Below are 15,710 nucleotides of genomic sequence, written 5' to 3'. Positions count from 1 at the left end.
GCGGGCGAGGGGATGGCGTGCCGCGATCAGGCCCCGCGATAGGGCTCGACATATTGCAGGGCCATGTCCCAGGGAAAGAAAATCCAGGTGTCCTGGCTCACCTCGGTGACGAAGGTATCGACCTGCGCGCGCCCCATCGGCTTGGCATAGACGGTGGCGACATGGGCGTGGGGCATGGTCTCGCGCACCACTTCCAGCGTGCGGCCGGTATCGACCAGATCATCGACGATGAGCACACCGGTGCCATCGCCCATGATGTCCATATCAGGCGTCTTGATGATGCGCGGCGCGGTCTGTTCCTGGTGGTTGTAGGATTTGACGCTGATTGTGTCGACGGTGCGGATATCCAGCTCGCGTGCGACGATCATCGCAGGTGCCATGCCGCCGCGCGTGATCGCCACCACCGCGCGCCAGCCGCCCTCGGGGGCCTCGTTCTGAAGCCGCCAGGCCAGCGCGCGCGCGTCGCGGTGAAGCTGATCCCAGCTTACATGAAAGCCCTTTTCATGGGGGAGGCGGTCCATCATGTCTTTACTTGCTTGCCAAGAGTTTTAGCCCGAGCGCGCCCAGCAGCAGAGCCGCCGCACGGTCGATCCAGGGTTTTGCGCCGAGATAGGCGTGGCGGGCGGTGGCCCCGCTCAGAAGCGTCGCAAAGCCCGCGTAGAATATATATTCGACGATCATGTGATTCCCGACGATGATTGCAATCTCAAACGCACTCAGGCCCTTGGGAAAGATCACCACCAGCACCGAGGCCGCGAAGATCACCGATTTCGGATTGCCGAGATTGATGAGCGCCCCGTCGAGAAAGGCGCGACCGCGTGGCTTGGCCGTTGCCTCGGCCACGGGGGCGCGCGCGGTCCGCCATGTGCACCAGGCGATGTGGATGAGATAGGCCGCGCCGCCGATCTTGAGCGCGGTATAGGCCCAGGGGAAGAGGGTAAAGAGCGCATCCAACCCCAAAAGCGCCGCCAGCGTCCACAGCGCGGCGACAAGGCCGAGCCCAAGCCCCGCCGCGATGCCCGCGCCGCGCCCGTCCGCCAATGCGGTGCGCAAGGCAAAGAGCAGGGCCGGGCCGGGGCTGAGAATCGCGGCTGCCAGTACTGCGTTGAAAGTCAAAAGATCGAGCGCGGTCATGGCACTGTCCTCAGGTGGCGTCGATATCGGGCGCATCGACCGCCTTCATGCCGACGATGTGATAGCCGGCATCGACATGCAGGTTCTCGCCGGTGGTGCCCGAGCCGAGATCGCTGAGCAGGTAGAGCGCGGACTTGCCGACATCGTCGATGGTCACGTTGCGGCGCAGCGGCGAATTCAGCTCGTTCCATTTCAGGATATAGCGGAAATCGCCGATGCCGGAGGCGGCCAGCGTGCGGATCGGCCCGGCGCTGATCGCGTTGACGCGGATGCCGTCGCGGCCCAGGTCCTCGGCCAGGTATTTCACCGAGGCCTCCAGCGCCGCCTTGGCCACGCCCATCACGTTGTAATGCGGCATGACCTGTTCGGCTCCGTAATAGGTCAGCGTCAGCGCCGATCCGCCTTCGCCCATCATCTTTTCGGCGCGCTGCATCACGGCGGTGAACGAATAGACCGAGATATCCATCGTGCGCAGGAAATTGTCGCGACTGGTATCGACGTAACGGCCGCGCAATTCGTTCTTGTCGGAAAAGCCGATGGCGTGGACGACGAAATCGAGCTGGCCCCAGCGTTCGGCCAGCCCCTCGAACAGCGCGTCGATCGAGGCCATGTCGGCCACGTCGCAGGGCAGCACGATATCCGATCCCAGTTGCGCCGCGAGCGGGCCCACGCGTTTCATGAGCGCCTCGCCCTGGTAGCTGAAGGCAAGCTCTGCGCCAGCATCGGCACAGGCCTTGGCGATCCCCCAGGCAATGGACTTGTCATTGGCAAGCCCCATTATAAGCCCGCGCTTGCCCGTCATCAAAGAGTTCGCCATTCCCAGCCCCCGCCACATCGCTTTTGAAGACCTTTAGGCGATAGGACAGGGGTCATCAAGGCCCGCTCGACGCGATGATGAGCCGGAGAGGGGCGTGGAATATCGTTGACACGCGCGCGCCCGACACCAATTTGTTACCAAACGAACGCGAGAGGTTGCGAATGGAAAGAGAAGGAATTTTCGCGGGCGATGATCCGTTCGCGATTGCGGGGCGGTGGTTGGAGGCCGCCGAGGGGGCCGAGATAAACGATCCCAACGCGATGGCGCTGGCCACGGTGGACGGGCAGGGGATGCCGAATGTGCGGATGGTCCTGCTCAAGGAAATCGCGCCGGACGGCTTTGTTTTCTATACCAATTACGGGTCGGCCAAGGGCACGGAGCTGACCGCGCAGCCGGTGGCGGCGGGGGTGCTGCACTGGAAATCGCTGCGCCGCCAGGTGCGGTTTCGCGGCCATGTCACCCGCGAGGAGGGCGCGAAGGCGGATGCCTATTTCGCCTCCCGCTCTCTCAAGAGCCGCCTTGGGGCCTGGGCCTCGCGGCAGTCGCAACCGCTGGCCTCGCGCACGGCGCTGATGGCGGAGGTGGCGAAGGTGACGGCGCAAAAGGGCACCAACCCGCCGCGCCCACCCTTTTGGGGAGGTTTCAAAATCACCCCGATTGAGATTGAGTTCTGGGCGGACGGGGCGTTTCGCCTCCATGACCGCTTTCGGTGGAGCCGGGAAGCGCCGGGCGAAGCATGGGAAATTCACCGTCTCAATCCCTGAATTTCACGTTGCGTGAAATGCAAAGGGTTATGTTAAAAGGTTATTTTGTGGTTGCGCATAGGTTTGAATATGACGCATTTGTGAGACTGGTCTTGGGGATGAAGACGTTTAGGTAGGACAGAGTGACAACAGACGAAAATGCGATTTACCGGGTCAAGGGCCGGGTGAAATGGTTCGATCCGGTAAAAGGCTTCGGTTTTGTTCTGGCAGATGAGGGCGGGCCGGATATCCTTTTGCACGCCAATGTGCTGCGGAATTTCGGGCAAAGCTCGGTCGCTGATCGCGCCGGGGTCGAAATGGATGTGCAGGACACGGCGCGCGGGCGTCAGGCCGTGCAGGTGCATGTCATCGAGCCGCCCGACGATCCCGAGGGAAGCGGGCTTGCCGATCTCGCCGAGGTGGACGAGGCCGCGCTTCGCGCCGCGCCGCTGGAGCCTGCACGCGTCAAATGGTTCGACAAGGGCAAGGGCTTTGGCTTTGCCAACACGTTCGGCAGCGCCGAGGATGTGTTCCTGCATGTCGAGGTGTTGCGCCGCTCGGGCCTTGCCGATGTGCAGCCCGGCGAGGCGCTGGCCATCCGCGTGATAGATGGTAAAAGGGGCCGCATGGCAACCGAGGTATGCGGATGGGAATCGGCGATTCGTTCAAGCGACTGATCGGGGCGGTTGCCCTTGTGGTCGCGGGCAGCGCGGTTGCGGCGGGCGCGTGCCGCGACGACATGGTGCATCTGCGCGGTCCGGGCGGCGAGGCGGCGTTTCGCGTAGAGCTTGCCGATACCGGGGCCGAGCGCGCGCAGGGGCTTATGCATCGCGAGAGCCTTGCCGCCTCTGCCGGGATGCTGTTTGTCTATCCCGAACCCAAATCGGTCGGGTTCTGGATGAAGAACACGCTCATTCCGCTCGATATGATTTTTATGGATGCGACCGGAACGGTGCAACGGATCGGCCACGAGGCGCAGCCCCATGACGAGCGCCCGGTGATGGGCGGCGACGGCATCCAGACCGTGCTCGAGATCAATGGCGGTCTGGCGCGTCGAATCGGCATTTCCGAGGGCTGGGAAATGCGCCACCCGGCGGTCGATCAGGCCGCTGCCGCCTGGCCCTGCACGGCCGAGTGATCGCGGCGCTTTTCGCTTTTCAACGCCGGCAAACCGGCTTATCTGGGCGCATGGTCCGGGGCGTGGCGCAGTCTGGTAGCGCACCTGTTTTGGGTACAGGGGGTCGTGAGTTCGAATCTCGCCGCCCCGACCATTCCGCCCCTCCCCTGTGGGCGCTTTTCATCCAGTCACTGAACTTTGGGCGCTAAGCAGCGGCCCTGAAAGCGGTTTCCGCTTTGCATCGCCTGTGGAGGAATCACGCGGGCGTGATCGCGGTGCCGCGATCCGTGTCGTCAATTATTTTTTTCACGCGGCAGGGCAATTTTTCCCGTTGACCAATGGCTATACTTTACGTCAGTTTGTGTGGGCGGTGCAGAGAGCCACAATATGTAGTAGCCAGCACCATTGGGACGGTAAAACCACGACACAATCCAAGCGGAGCAACCGGACCGGTGCCCGCGCCCGTTTCGGGCGCGCCGGGCCACGCCGGACCGCCCGCAGAATCAAGGCCACAAGGCCGCACGCAACGCGACGACGAAACACGGGGCAGAGCCAATGAAAATCGAACGTAAATTCACCAGTGCCGATCAGGACGCCTATGCGGCGCTGGAATTTGTCACCACCAGCTCGGAAATCCGCAACCCCGATGGCAGCACGGTGTTCCGGCTCGACGGGATCGAGGTGCCCGCAGGCTGGAGCCAGGTCGCCTCTGACGTGATCGCGCAGAAATATTTCCGCAAGGCGGGTGTGCCGAACAAGCTGGCGCGTGTGAAGGAAAAGGGCGTGCCCGAATTCCTGTGGCGCTCGGTCGCGGCGAAGGACAATGACGGCTTTGGCGGTGAGACCAGCGCGCGGCAGGTGTTCGACCGGCTGGCAGGGGCCTGGGCCTATTGGGGCTGGAAGGGCGGCTATTTCACCTCCCAAGAGGACGCGCGCGCCTATTACGACGAGATGCGCGCGATGCTGGCGATGCAGATGGCCGCACCCAACAGCCCGCAATGGTTCAACACCGGGCTGCACTGGGCTTACGGGATCGACGGGCCGGGGCAGGGGCATTACTACGTTGATTTCAAGACCGGCGAGTTGACCAAATCCACCAGCGCCTATGAGCACCCGCAGCCGCATGCCTGTTTCATCCAGTCGGTCAAGGATGATCTGGTCGGCGATGGCGGGATCATGGATCTGTGGGTGCGCGAGGCGCGGCTTTTCAAATACGGCTCGGGCACCGGCACCAATTTCTCGAGCCTGCGCGGCGAGGGCGAGCGGCTCTCGGGCGGCGGCAAATCCTCGGGTCTCATGGGCTTTCTCAAGATCGGCGACCGCGCGGCGGGCGCGATCAAATCGGGCGGCACCACGCGGCGCGCGGCCAAGATGGTGATCTGCGACGCCGATCACCCCGATATCGAGGACTTCATCAACTGGAAGGTGAAGGAGGAGCAGAAGGTCGCCAGCATCGTCGCCGGATCGAAGGCGCATGAGGCGAAATTGAACGAGATTTTCGCCGCGATCCGCACTTGGGATGGCAGCAGCGAGGATGCGGTGGACCCGGCGAAGAACCCCGATCTGAAATCCGCCATTCGCGGCGCCAAGCGCGCCCATATCCCGGAGACTTACGTCAAGCGCGTGCTGGATTATGCCAAGCAGGGCTATGGCAGCATCGAGTTCCCGACCTATGACACCGATTGGGACAGCGAGGCCTATGCCTCTGTTTCGGGGCAGAATTCCAACAACTCGATCCGCGTGACCGACGCCTTCCTTCAGGCGGTGCGCGACGATGCCGACTGGGCGCTGATCAACCGCGTGGATGGCAGCACCGCCAAGACGATCAAGGCGCGCGATCTGTGGGAGCAGGTGGGCCACGCCGCCTGGGCCTGCGCCGATCCGGGGATTCAGTATCACGACACGGTCAATGCCTGGCATACCTGCCCCGAGGATGGCGCGATCCGCGGCTCCAACCCGTGCTCGGAATACATGTTCCTCGACGATACCGCCTGCAACCTCGCCTCGATGAACCTCCTGAAGTTCTACGACGGTGGGCAGTTCGACGCCGAAGCCTATATGCACGCCACCCGGCTCTGGACGGTGACGCTCGAAATCTCGGTCACCATGGCGCAGTTCCCCTCGAAGGAAATCGCGCAACTGAGCTTTGATTTCCGCACGCTCGGCCTTGGCTATGCCAATATCGGCGGGCTGTTGATGAATATGGGGCTGGGCTATGACAGCGATGAGGGCCGCGCCATGTGCGGCGCGCTCACCGCGATCATGACCGGCGTGGCCTATGCCACCTCCGCCGAGATGGCCGGAGAGTTGGGGGCCTTTGCCGGCTACGGGCGCAACGCGCAGCATATGCTGCGGGTGATCCGCAACCACCGCACCGCCGCCTATGGCAAGACCGGGGGATACGAGGCGCTGGCGGTCAAGCCGGTGCCGCTCGATCACGCCAATTGCCCCGATGCGCGGCTCGGTGCGCTGGCGCGCGCGGCCTGGGATGAGGCGCTGGCGCTGGGCGAAAAGCACGGCTATCGCAACGCGCAGACCACGGTGATCGCGCCCACCGGCACGATCGGGCTGGTGATGGATTGCGACACCACCGGCATCGAGCCGGATTTCGCGCTGGTCAAGTTCAAGAAGCTGGCGGGCGGCGGCTATTTCAAGATCATCAACCAGTCGGTGCCCGCGGCGCTGGCCAAGCTGGGCTATGGCCCCGCTGAGATTGGCGAGATCATCAGCTATGCCGTGGGTCACGGCACCATCGGCAACGCGCCGGGGATCAACCACACCTCGCTCATCGGGCACGGCTTTGGCGAGGCGGAACTGGCCAAGATCGAGAAATCACTCGGCGCGGCGTTCGATATCCGGTTCGTGTTCAACCAGTGGACGCTGGGCGAGGAGTTCTGCACCCGCGTTCTGGGTATCCCCGCCGACAAGTTGGTTGATCCGACATTCGATCTGCTGGCGCATCTGGGCTATTCGCGCCGCGAGATCGAGGCCGCCAACGACCATGTCTGCGGCACCATGACGCTTGAGGGCGCGCCGCATCTCGACCCCGCGCATTACCACGTTTTCGATTGCGCCAACCCCTGCGGCCGCAAGGGCAAGCGCTATCTCGGGGTGGAGAGCCACATCCACATGATGGCGGCGGCGCAGTCGTTCATCTCGGGCGCGATCTCCAAGACCATCAACATGCCCAATGATGCCACCATCGAGGATTGCCAGAAGGCCTATGAGCTGTCGTGGTCGCTGGGCGTCAAGGCCAATGCGCTCTATCGCGACGGCTCCAAGCTGAGCCAACCGCTCGCCTCGGCGCTGGTCGAGGATGATGACGAGGCCGCCGAGGTGCTCGAATCCGGCAGCCAGCAGGAAAAGGCCGCCGTGCTGGCCGAAAAGATCGTCGAGAAGGTGATCATCAAGGAAATCCAGAAATCGCGCCGCGACAAGCTGCCCGAGCGACGCAAGGGCTATACCCAAAAGGCCATTGTCGGCGGTCACAAGGTCTATCTGCGCACCGGCGAATACGAGGGCGGCAAGCTGGGCGAGATCTTCATCGACATGCACAAGGAGGGCGCGGGCTTTCGCGCGATGATGAACAATTTCGCCATCGCGGTCAGCGTCGGGCTGCAATACGGCGTGCCGCTGGAGGAATTCGTCGATGCCTTCACCTTCACCAAGTTCGAGCCGGCGGGCATGGTGCAGGGCAATGACAGCATCAAGAACGCCACCTCGATCCTCGACTATATCTTCCGCGAACTGGCGGTGAGCTATCTTGATCGCACCGATCTGGCCCATGTGAAACCCTCGGGCGCCAGTTTCGACGATCTGGGCCGGGGTGTAGAGGACGGCGTGAGCAATATCTCCGAGATGTCGCAGGAGGCCGCAAGCCGCTCGCTGGAAGTGCTCAAGCAGATCAGCTCCTCGGGCTATCTGCGCAAGCGCCTGCCGCAGGAACTGGTGGTGTTGCAGGGCGGGCAGGGCACCGGCACGGGCGGGTTTACGGGCGGTTTCTCGGGCGCGGGCATGGCGATGACGGTCGATACGATGACCGTCGAGACGGTGGAGGCCACGCTCTCGGCCAGCCCCACCAGCCTCGATGCGCGCACCAAGGCCCGGATGCAGGGCTACGAGGGCGAGGCCTGCGGCGAGTGTGGCAACTACACGCTGGTCAGGAACGGCACCTGCATGAAATGCAACACCTGCGGCTCGACGAGCGGGTGTAGCTGAGAACGGGGTTCGGGGGCGGGTGCGCTCGCCCTGGACGCGGATCGGAGACAGGCAACAACCACAATCGGGCGGTGAATGACACCCGATCCGCGACACTCGAGGGGGCCCTGGTGCCCCCTCTTTTTCTGTCGTCCTGCCCGGCTCCCCGCAGCCGCGCGATCGGATGCCCGCTCTTGCGCCCCGCGCGGGCCTCGGGCAGGGTTGCCCCCTGACACCCCGAAGGAGATGCCGCGCGTGGCCAGTCTCAACCGCATCGTGATGCAAAAGGCCACCCGCCGCTGGTTGCAAGCGCTGGAGCCCGAAACGCTCGACACCGCCGAAATCTCGGGCAAGTTCGGGCGGCGCTTTGCGTTTCGCAGCTACACGCGGTTTCGCTATCCCCGGCACGATATCTGCAAGGGGCCGTTCACCGACGCCACCGGCGCGGTGCAGCAATTCGACCTGATCCTCGCCAACCAGGTGTGGGAACATCTCGACCGGCCCTATGCCGCCACCCGCCATGTGCACGACATGCTGCGCGCCGATGGCTGGTTCTGGCTGGCGGTGCCGTTCTTCATCCCCTATCACGGCGACCCGGTGGATTGCTCGCGATGGAGCGCGCGGGGGCTGAAGAACCTGTTGATCGAGGCCGGGTTCGACGAGGACAGGATCACCGCCCGGCAATGGGGCAACCGCGCGGCGGCGCGGCGCAACCTCGACGGGCCGTGGCCGCCGCCGCATGATCCCGACACCGACGACCTGACCGACGACCCGGCATTCCCGATCTGTTCCTGGGCGCTTGCGCAGAAATAGGGATGGCCGGCGCGGGGATGACGGCACCTGCGCGGGGATGACGGGGCGGGGAGGGCAGGCGCGGCACCTCGTTTTCACGCGTTCCCTCTTCGTTCACAATTTCGGCTTGGACGACTCGCCCCACTCCTCTATGTCATGGGCGGTGGCAAGGGGGTCAGAATGGCCGAACTCAAGACGATCTCGGTGCGCGGCGCGCGCGAGCATAATCTCAAGAATATCGACGTGGATATTCCGCGCGACCAACTGGTTGTGATTACAGGGCTTTCTGGCTCGGGCAAGTCCTCGCTGGCGTTTGACACGATCTATGCCGAGGGGCAGCGGCGCTATGTCGAGAGCCTCAGCGCCTATGCGCGGCAGTTCCTCGACATGATGGAAAAGCCCGACGTCGATCATATCAGCGGGCTGTCACCGGCGATTTCCATCGAGCAGAAGACGACATCGAAGAACCCCCGCTCCACCGTCGGCACGGTGACCGAGATCTACGATTACATGCGGCTCCTGTTCGCGCGCGTCGGCACGCCCTATTCGCCCGCCACCGGCCTGCCCATCGAGGCGCAACAGGTGCAGGACATGGTGGACCGCGTGATGACGATGGAAGAGGGCACGCGCGCCTATCTGCTGGCCCCCATCGTGCGCGACCGCAAGGGCGAATACCGCAAGGAATTCCTGGAGTTGCGCAAGGCGGGGTTTCAGCGCGTGAAGGTGAACGGGGAATTTCACGAGTTGGACGAGCCGCCCGTGCTCGACAAGAAATTCCGCCACGATATCGACGTGGTGGTGGATCGGCTGGTGGTCAAGGACGGGCTGGAGACGCGGCTTGCCGACAGTTTCCGCACCGCGCTCGATCTCGCCGATGGCATTGCCGTGCTGGAGACCGCCCCGACCGAGGGGGAGCCGGAGCGGATGACCTTCAGCGAGAAATTCGCCTGTCCGGTCAGTGGCTTCACCATCTCCGAGATCGAGCCGCGGCTGTTTTCCTTCAACGCGCCGTTCGGGGCCTGCCCGGATTGCGGCGGGTTGGGGGTGGAGCTGTTCTTTGACGAAAAGCTGATCGTGCCGGATGCGGCGCTAAAGATCACCGACGGGGCCATCGCGCCCTGGCGCAAGGGCAAATCGCCCTATTTCACGCAGACCATCAATTCCATCGCCAGGCATTACGAATTCGACAAGGCGACCGCGTGGCGCGACCTGCCCGCCCATGTGAAACAGGTGTTCCTCTACGGCTCGGGCGAGGAGGAGATCGCGTTCCGATATGACGAGGGGGGCCGCGTCTACAACGTCTCTCGCGTGTTCGAGGGCGTGATCCCCAACATGGAGCGGCGCTATCGCGAGACCGATTCGGCGTGGATCCGCGAGGAATTCGAGCGCTACCAGAACAACCGCCCCTGCGGCACCTGCGAGGGCTACCGCCTGCGCCCCGAGGCGCTGGCGGTGCGGATTGGTCCCGCCAAAGGCGGGCAAGACCAGTGTCTGCATGTCGGCCAGGTGGTGCAAATGTCGATCCGCGAGGCGCATGACTGGTGCGCGGCGGTGCCCGAGCACCTCACCAACCAGAAAAACGAGATCGCCCGCGCGATTTTGAAGGAAATCCGCGAGCGGCTGGGGTTTTTGGTCAATGTGGGCCTCGATTACCTGACGCTGTCGCGCAACGCGGGCACGCTCTCGGGCGGCGAGAGCCAGCGTATCCGGCTGGCGAGCCAGATCGGCAGTGGCCTGACCGGCGTGCTTTATGTGCTCGACGAGCCGTCCATCGGCTTGCATCAGCGCGACAACGGGCGGCTATTGCAGACGCTGCGCAACCTGCGCGATCAGGGCAATACCGTGATCGTGGTCGAGCATGACGAGGAGGCCATTCGCACCGCCGACTATGTTTTTGACATCGGCCCCGGCGCGGGGGTGCATGGGGGCCGGGTGGTGAGCCACGGCACACCGGATGCGGTGGCGGCCGATCCGGCCTCGCTGACCGGGCAATACCTGTCGGGCGCGCGCGAGATCGCGGTGCCTGCCAACAGGCGCAAGGGCAACAAGAAAAAACTGCGCGTTGTCAACGCGACAGGGAATAATCTCAAATCGGTCACCGCCGATTTTCCGCTGGGCAAATTCGTCTGTGTCACCGGCGTGTCGGGCGGCGGCAAATCCACGCTGACCATCGAGACGCTTTTCAAGACAGCAAGCATGCGCCTCAACGGCGCGCGGCAGACGCCCGCGCCCTGCGAGACGATCAAGGGGCTGGAGCATCTCGACAAGGTGATCGACATCGACCAGCGCCCCATCGGGCGCACGCCGCGATCCAACCCGGCCACCTATACCGGGGCCTTCACGCCCATCCGCGACTGGTTCGCGGGCCTGCCCGAGGCGAAGGCGCGCGGCTACAAGCCGGGGCGGTTTAGCTTCAACGTCAAGGGCGGGCGCTGCGAGGCCTGTCAGGGCGACGGCCTCATCAAGATCGAGATGCATTTCCTGCCCGATGTTTACGTGGAATGCGAGACCTGCAAGGGCGCGCGTTACAACCGCGAGACGCTGGAAATTCGCTTCAAGGGCAAGAGCATAGCGGACGTTCTTGATATGACGGTTGAAGAGGCGCAGGGGTTTTTCCAGGCCGTGCCGTCGATCCGCGAGAAGATGGACGCGCTGATGCGCGTCGGCCTTGGCTATATCAAGGTGGGCCAGCAGGCGACCACGCTTTCGGGCGGCGAGGCGCAGAGGGTGAAGCTGTCGAAGGAACTGGCCAAGCGGTCGACGGGCCGCACGCTCTATATCCTCGACGAGCCGACCACGGGGCTGCATTTCGAGGATGTGAAGAAGCTTCTGGAGGTGCTGCACGAACTGGTCGATCAGGGCAATTCGGTGGTGGTGATCGAGCATAATCTCGATGTCATCAAGACCGCCGATCACATCATCGACATCGGCCCCGAGGGTGGCGACGGTGGCGGCGAGATCGTGGCCGAGGGCACGCCGGAGGCGGTGGCCCAAGAGCCGCGCAGCCATACCGGTCGCTATCTCAAGGAGATGCTGAGCGCGCGCCGGGTGGCGGCGGAGTAGGGGCGCGATGGCGTCCTTCGGCCCGATGCCGTGTCATCCTGCGGCGTGACCGGAGGATCTCGTGCGGTGAGAGACCCTCGGATCAATTCCGAGGGTGACGCTGCTTTTCAGTCACTTCTTGAGCGGGCAGGTGCTCAGCCCGAGGATCGAATAGAGCGGGCAGGACGACATCAACCCCGTGACCAGCGGCACGATGCCGATCAGGTAGAGCCAGCTATAGGCCCCGTCGCGGTTGAGAAAGAACCCGGCCAGCAGGGCGAGGCCGAGGAGGATGCGCAGCGCGCGGTCGATGGTGCCGACGTTTTTCTTGAGCATGAGAGCGCCTTTCGGGTTGCGCGCGGGGCGTGGTGCCCCGCGTCATGCCCCGATCATCGCATATCCGCGCCCGCCGCTCTGTGATCCTGTCACCAAGCCTCACTTGAAATTGCGGCTGTCCTTCAATTGGTCCCAGGCCCAGACCACCTGTTGCAACTGCTCTTCCTGGCTGCGGTCGCCGCCGTTGATATCGGGATGCAGCACCTTGATGAGCGATTTGTAGGCCTTGCGCAGATCGGCCTTCGTCCAGTTATCGGCGGCCTCGAGGATTTCAATCGCGCGGCGCTCGGTCGGCGGCAGTTTGCGGGTGCCGCTCTGGCGGCGTCCGGGGTTGCGGGTGGCGTTCTGACCCAGCACCTGGTGCGGGTCCTCGATGCCGAGCCGCGCCCAGGCGCGGGCCTCGGGATCGGTGAAGCGCCGCGTCTCGCGGTCCCAGACCTTGTCGCGCGACATTTGCGCGTTCATCTCGGCCTCGGTGGTGCTCTCGAAGAAGTTCCACTTGAGATTGTATTCGCGCACATGCTCCTGGCAGAACCACAGGTATTCGTCGAGCAGGTCGGGCGATTTGGGGGCCCGGTAAAGCCCGGCCTCCTCGCAGCCGGGATGCTCGCACTGCCGGGTCGATGTTTCCGAGGCACCCGACATCGCCCGGCGCCCGCGCGGCTTCTTGCGCTTGGCCGAGGACACGGACAGATCGAAGCCGAATGGGTCAGTCTTGGACATGCGAAAAACCTTTCCGAGTCAGGGCGCAGAGTGTATGGCAAAACGCGCGGAATAGAAGGGGGGTAGGTCAAAAAAACCGCGTGAAGAGATCATGAAGGACCGCAGGCGAGCGGCCCGCGATCTTGTCGCAGGCTATTGACTCAAAACGGTTCTGGCTTGTCGATTCTGCCCGCTTGGGGCCGTGTCGATCACGCGGGCCCGGCATGCGTGCCGGGCCGCCCTGCCGTTCGCGGCACCGCGCCCCGTTGGGTTTATCCTTGATCCCCTGCAGGCGCGCGGTTGGCGGGCCGGATCACTTTGCGCCGGGGCCGATGATCATGATCATCTGGCGGCCTTCCATCTTGGGCATGTTCTCGATCTTGCCGATGCCCTCGACATCGCCAGCGATCCGCTGGAGCAATTCGCGCCCCAGATGCTGATGCGCCATCTCGCGCCCGCGAAAGCGCAGGGTGATCTTGACCTTGTCGCCGCCTTCGAGAAACTTGACCACGTTGCGCATCTTGACCTCGTAATCGTGGGTGTCGGTTCCGGGGCGGAACTTGACCTCCTTGATCTCGATGATCTTCTGCTTCTTGCGCGCCTCGGCCTCGCGTTTCTGCTGCTCATACTTGAACTTGCCGAAATCCATGATCTTGCAGACCGGCGGCGCGGCATTGGGCGAGATTTCCACGAGGTCGAGCCCGGCCTCCTCGGCCATAACGAGTGCCTGGGCGGGGGTGACGACGCCGACATTCTCGCCGTCGGCCCCGATGAGGCGGATTTCGTCGGCGCGGATACGGTCGTTCACGCGGGGTCCGGTGTCGCGCGTGGGCGGCGCGTTGTGAGGTCTGCGGGCTATGGCTTTGGTCCTTTTATTGTTACAATCGGCGTGTTGACTTGGCGGTGGAAGGTAAACGCGGGGGGCACGGCTTTCAAGCGGCAAAATCCGGCCAGGCGGGGTGCGCGGGGCGGTTTTTCCCCTTGAGGTGCCGGGGCAATGCCCTCATCTGGGGGGCGAAGACCGGAAGGGGCCGCTATCGTGTTGGCCCTTGGGATATAACGAGGAGTTGGGGATGAAAAACCTGATCTGGATTGTGCTGGCGGCCGTGGTTCTGGGCGGCGGCTACATGTTGATGACCGGCAAGTCGGTGACAGAGGTGGTCGAGAGCGTGTCGCAGGGCGAGATCGAGGCCCCGCAGGCGCTGAGCGATGCCGAGACGGCGGCGGGCGAGGCCGTCGAGGCGGCGGGCGATGCGGCAGCGGAGGCGGCTGATACCGCAACGCAAGCGGCGCAGGACGCGGCCACGCAGGCCGAGGAGGCCGCCGGGGCGGCGGTTGAGGCGGTCGAGGGGGCGGCGACCGAGGCCGCCGAGGCGGTGGCCGACACCGCGAGCGATGCGGCGGGGGCCGCGCAAGAGGCCGTCGAGGCGGCGACCGATGCGGCCACGGGCGCGGCAGATGCGGCGGCAGACACCGCCACAGAGGCCACGCAGGCCGCGAGCGACGCGGCCACGCAGGCGGCAGACGCGGCCACGGATGGGGCGAGCGAGGCCGTGGAGACCGCCACCGGTGCCGTGGACGCCGCCGATGCCGCGACCGAGCCTGCCGCCGAGACCGCAGCCGAGGCTGCCGAGCAGGCGGTGACCGAGAGCCTGCCTGCACCCGAGGCGCAAGCTGCCGAGCAGGCCCCCGAGGCGCTGACCGTTGGCGGCTTTGACATGGAGGCCGCGCGCGGCCTGATTGAGGGCGCGGGCCTTGGCGCGATGCAGGAAAACCTGCTGGTTCAGGGGCTGAAGGCCGCGCAGGACAACCCCGAGATGCTCAAGGCCGCGCTCGAATCTGCACGCGAGGCGCTTGGCTACTGAGCCATCCGGCAACACAAGAAAACCCGCGCAAGGCGTTGTCCTTGCGCGGGTTTTTGTTGCGTGCCTCGGGACGCGCCCGAGGATGGCGGCAGGTTCCTCAGTCGAGGAAGGCCTTTTCCACGACATATTCGCGCGGCTCTGAATTGGCCCCTTCGCGCAGGCCGTAATCCTCCAGCATCTGCTTGATCTCGAGGTTGAAGGCGAGGTTGCCGCAGACCATCGCGCGGTCTGTCTCGGGCGCGAGCGGCTTGACGCCGAGATCGTCGAAGACCTCACCCTTGCGCATCAGGTCGGTGATGCGGCCCATCTTGGGGCTCTCCTCGCGCGTCGTCGTCGGATAATAGCGCAGCTTGTCGGCAAAGCCCTCGCCGATCAACTCCTCCAGCATTTCGTCGCTGCGGATGCTGTCGATCAATTCCTTGCCATAGGTCAGCTCGCCCACCTCGCGGCAGGTATGGGTGAGGATCACCTCGTCGTAATCGTGATAGGTCTGCGGGTCGCGCAAGAGCGAGGCAAAGGGCGCGATGCCCGTGCCGGTGGCGAAAAGCCACAGCCGCTTGCCCGGCAAGAGCGCGTCATGCACCAGCGTGCCCACGGGCTTGGGGCGCAGGATGATCTTGTCGCCGGGTTGGATATGCTGAAGCCGCGAGGTGAGCGGGCCGTCCTGCACCTTGATCGAGTAGAATTCAAGCTCGTCATCCCAGGACGGCGAGGCGATGGAATAGGCGCGCAGCAGCGGCTTTTCCTTGCCGGTTTTTTCATCCACCTGCATCAGGCCGATCATCACGAATTCGCCCGAGCGGAACCGCAGCGAGGCGGGCCGCGTCACCCGGAAGGCAAACAGCCGGTCGGTGTAATGCGTCACCTGCGTCACCGTCTGCGCGTCGGGCAGGGTGGGCGTCTTGGGGGCCTTGGCGGCGGTCGCTTCTGTCACGGCACTCATCTCGGTCATTGCACTTCATGCC

Annotated in this window: 14 protein-coding genes and 1 tRNA gene; 8 read left to right on the top strand and 7 right to left on the bottom strand. The window is 64.3% G+C overall.

The genetic code is table 11. The features are described from left to right. Positions 1–26: 26 nt before the first annotated feature. Genes gpt through fabI form a run of 3 tightly spaced genes read right to left on the bottom strand, consistent with a single transcriptional unit; the run spans position 27 to position 1,951 of the window. Positions 27–524 (bottom strand): xanthine phosphoribosyltransferase, encoded by a 498-nt coding sequence (gene gpt, locus ABIE58_RS06520; RefSeq protein WP_354543896.1) that lies wholly within the window; start codon positions 522–524, stop codon positions 27–29. 4 nt (positions 525–528) lie between these two features. Next, positions 529–1,134 carry a LysE family translocator gene (locus tag ABIE58_RS06515; protein WP_354543895.1) on the bottom strand — a complete coding sequence of 202 codons (606 nt, stop codon included), beginning with the start codon at positions 1,132–1,134 and terminating at the stop codon, positions 529–531. Positions 1,135–1,144: 10 nt separating this feature from the next. Then, positions 1,145–1,951, bottom strand: a complete 807-nt coding sequence (fabI, locus tag ABIE58_RS06510; protein ID WP_354543894.1) for an enoyl-ACP reductase FabI — start codon at positions 1,949–1,951, stop codon at positions 1,145–1,147. A gap of 161 nt (positions 1,952–2,112) precedes the next feature. Here fabI and pdxH point away from each other — a divergent pair, with 161 nt between their 5' ends. The 7 genes from pdxH (at position 2,113) to uvrA (ending at position 11,863) form a co-directional block, all read left to right on the top strand. Then, positions 2,113–2,715, top strand: coding sequence for a pyridoxamine 5'-phosphate oxidase (gene pdxH / locus ABIE58_RS06505; RefSeq protein ID WP_354543893.1), 603 nt, complete (start codon positions 2,113–2,115; stop codon positions 2,713–2,715). Positions 2,716–2,837: 122 nt separating this feature from the next. Further along, complete coding sequence (locus ABIE58_RS06500; protein ID WP_354543891.1) at positions 2,838–3,371, top strand: cold-shock protein; 534 nt, start codon at positions 2,838–2,840, stop codon at positions 3,369–3,371. Next, on the top strand, positions 3,341–3,832 hold the full coding sequence (locus tag ABIE58_RS06495; RefSeq protein WP_354543890.1) for a DUF192 domain-containing protein: 492 nt from the start codon (positions 3,341–3,343) through the stop codon (positions 3,830–3,832). The genes ABIE58_RS06500 and ABIE58_RS06495 overlap by 31 nt, the downstream gene beginning before the upstream one ends. Positions 3,833–3,888: 56 nt before the next feature. Then, positions 3,889–3,965: transfer RNA gene (locus ABIE58_RS06490), tRNA-Pro, on the top strand. Between the two features lie 401 nt (positions 3,966–4,366). Further along, positions 4,367–8,029 (top strand): vitamin B12-dependent ribonucleotide reductase, encoded by a 3,663-nt coding sequence (locus ABIE58_RS06485; protein ID WP_354543889.1) that lies wholly within the window; start codon positions 4,367–4,369, stop codon positions 8,027–8,029. A gap of 234 nt (positions 8,030–8,263) precedes the next feature. Beyond that, a complete protein-coding gene (locus ABIE58_RS06480) occupies positions 8,264–8,821 on the top strand; it encodes a methyltransferase domain-containing protein (protein ID WP_354543888.1) in 558 nt (185 codons plus the stop codon). A gap of 159 nt (positions 8,822–8,980) precedes the next feature. Continuing rightward, a complete protein-coding gene (gene uvrA, locus ABIE58_RS06475) occupies positions 8,981–11,863 on the top strand; it encodes an excinuclease ABC subunit UvrA (RefSeq protein WP_354543887.1) in 2,883 nt (960 codons plus the stop codon). A 111-nt stretch (positions 11,864–11,974) separates the two neighbouring features. Here uvrA and ABIE58_RS06470 read toward each other — a convergent pair whose 3' ends face one another. The 3 genes from ABIE58_RS06470 to infC form a co-directional block, all read right to left on the bottom strand. Further along, positions 11,975–12,178: a YgaP family membrane protein gene (locus ABIE58_RS06470; RefSeq protein ID WP_354543886.1), complete on the bottom strand. Its 204-nt coding sequence runs from the start codon at positions 12,176–12,178 to the stop codon at positions 11,975–11,977. A gap of 99 nt (positions 12,179–12,277) precedes the next feature. Then, positions 12,278–12,901 (bottom strand): J domain-containing protein, encoded by a 624-nt coding sequence (locus ABIE58_RS06465; protein WP_354543885.1) that lies wholly within the window; start codon positions 12,899–12,901, stop codon positions 12,278–12,280. A 292-nt stretch (positions 12,902–13,193) separates the two neighbouring features. Further along, positions 13,194–13,688, bottom strand: a complete 495-nt coding sequence (gene infC / locus ABIE58_RS06460; protein WP_502950069.1) for a translation initiation factor IF-3 — start codon at positions 13,686–13,688, stop codon at positions 13,194–13,196. 265 nt (positions 13,689–13,953) lie between these two features. Here infC and ABIE58_RS06455 point away from each other — a divergent pair, with 265 nt between their 5' ends. Beyond that, positions 13,954–14,745 (top strand): translation initiation factor 3, encoded by a 792-nt coding sequence (locus ABIE58_RS06455; protein ID WP_354543884.1) that lies wholly within the window; start codon positions 13,954–13,956, stop codon positions 14,743–14,745. Positions 14,746–14,842: 97 nt separating this feature from the next. Here ABIE58_RS06455 and ABIE58_RS06450 read toward each other — a convergent pair whose 3' ends face one another. Next, positions 14,843–15,697, bottom strand: coding sequence for a ferredoxin--NADP reductase (locus ABIE58_RS06450; RefSeq protein ID WP_354543883.1), 855 nt, complete (start codon positions 15,695–15,697; stop codon positions 14,843–14,845). Between the last annotated feature and the right edge of the window lie 13 nt (positions 15,698–15,710).

It is taken from the genome of Roseovarius sp. MBR-78, assembly GCF_040547535.1.
Classification (GTDB): Bacteria; Pseudomonadota; Alphaproteobacteria; order Rhodobacterales; family Rhodobacteraceae; genus Roseovarius.
This window is presented reverse-complemented; position numbering and strand designations above follow the sequence as displayed.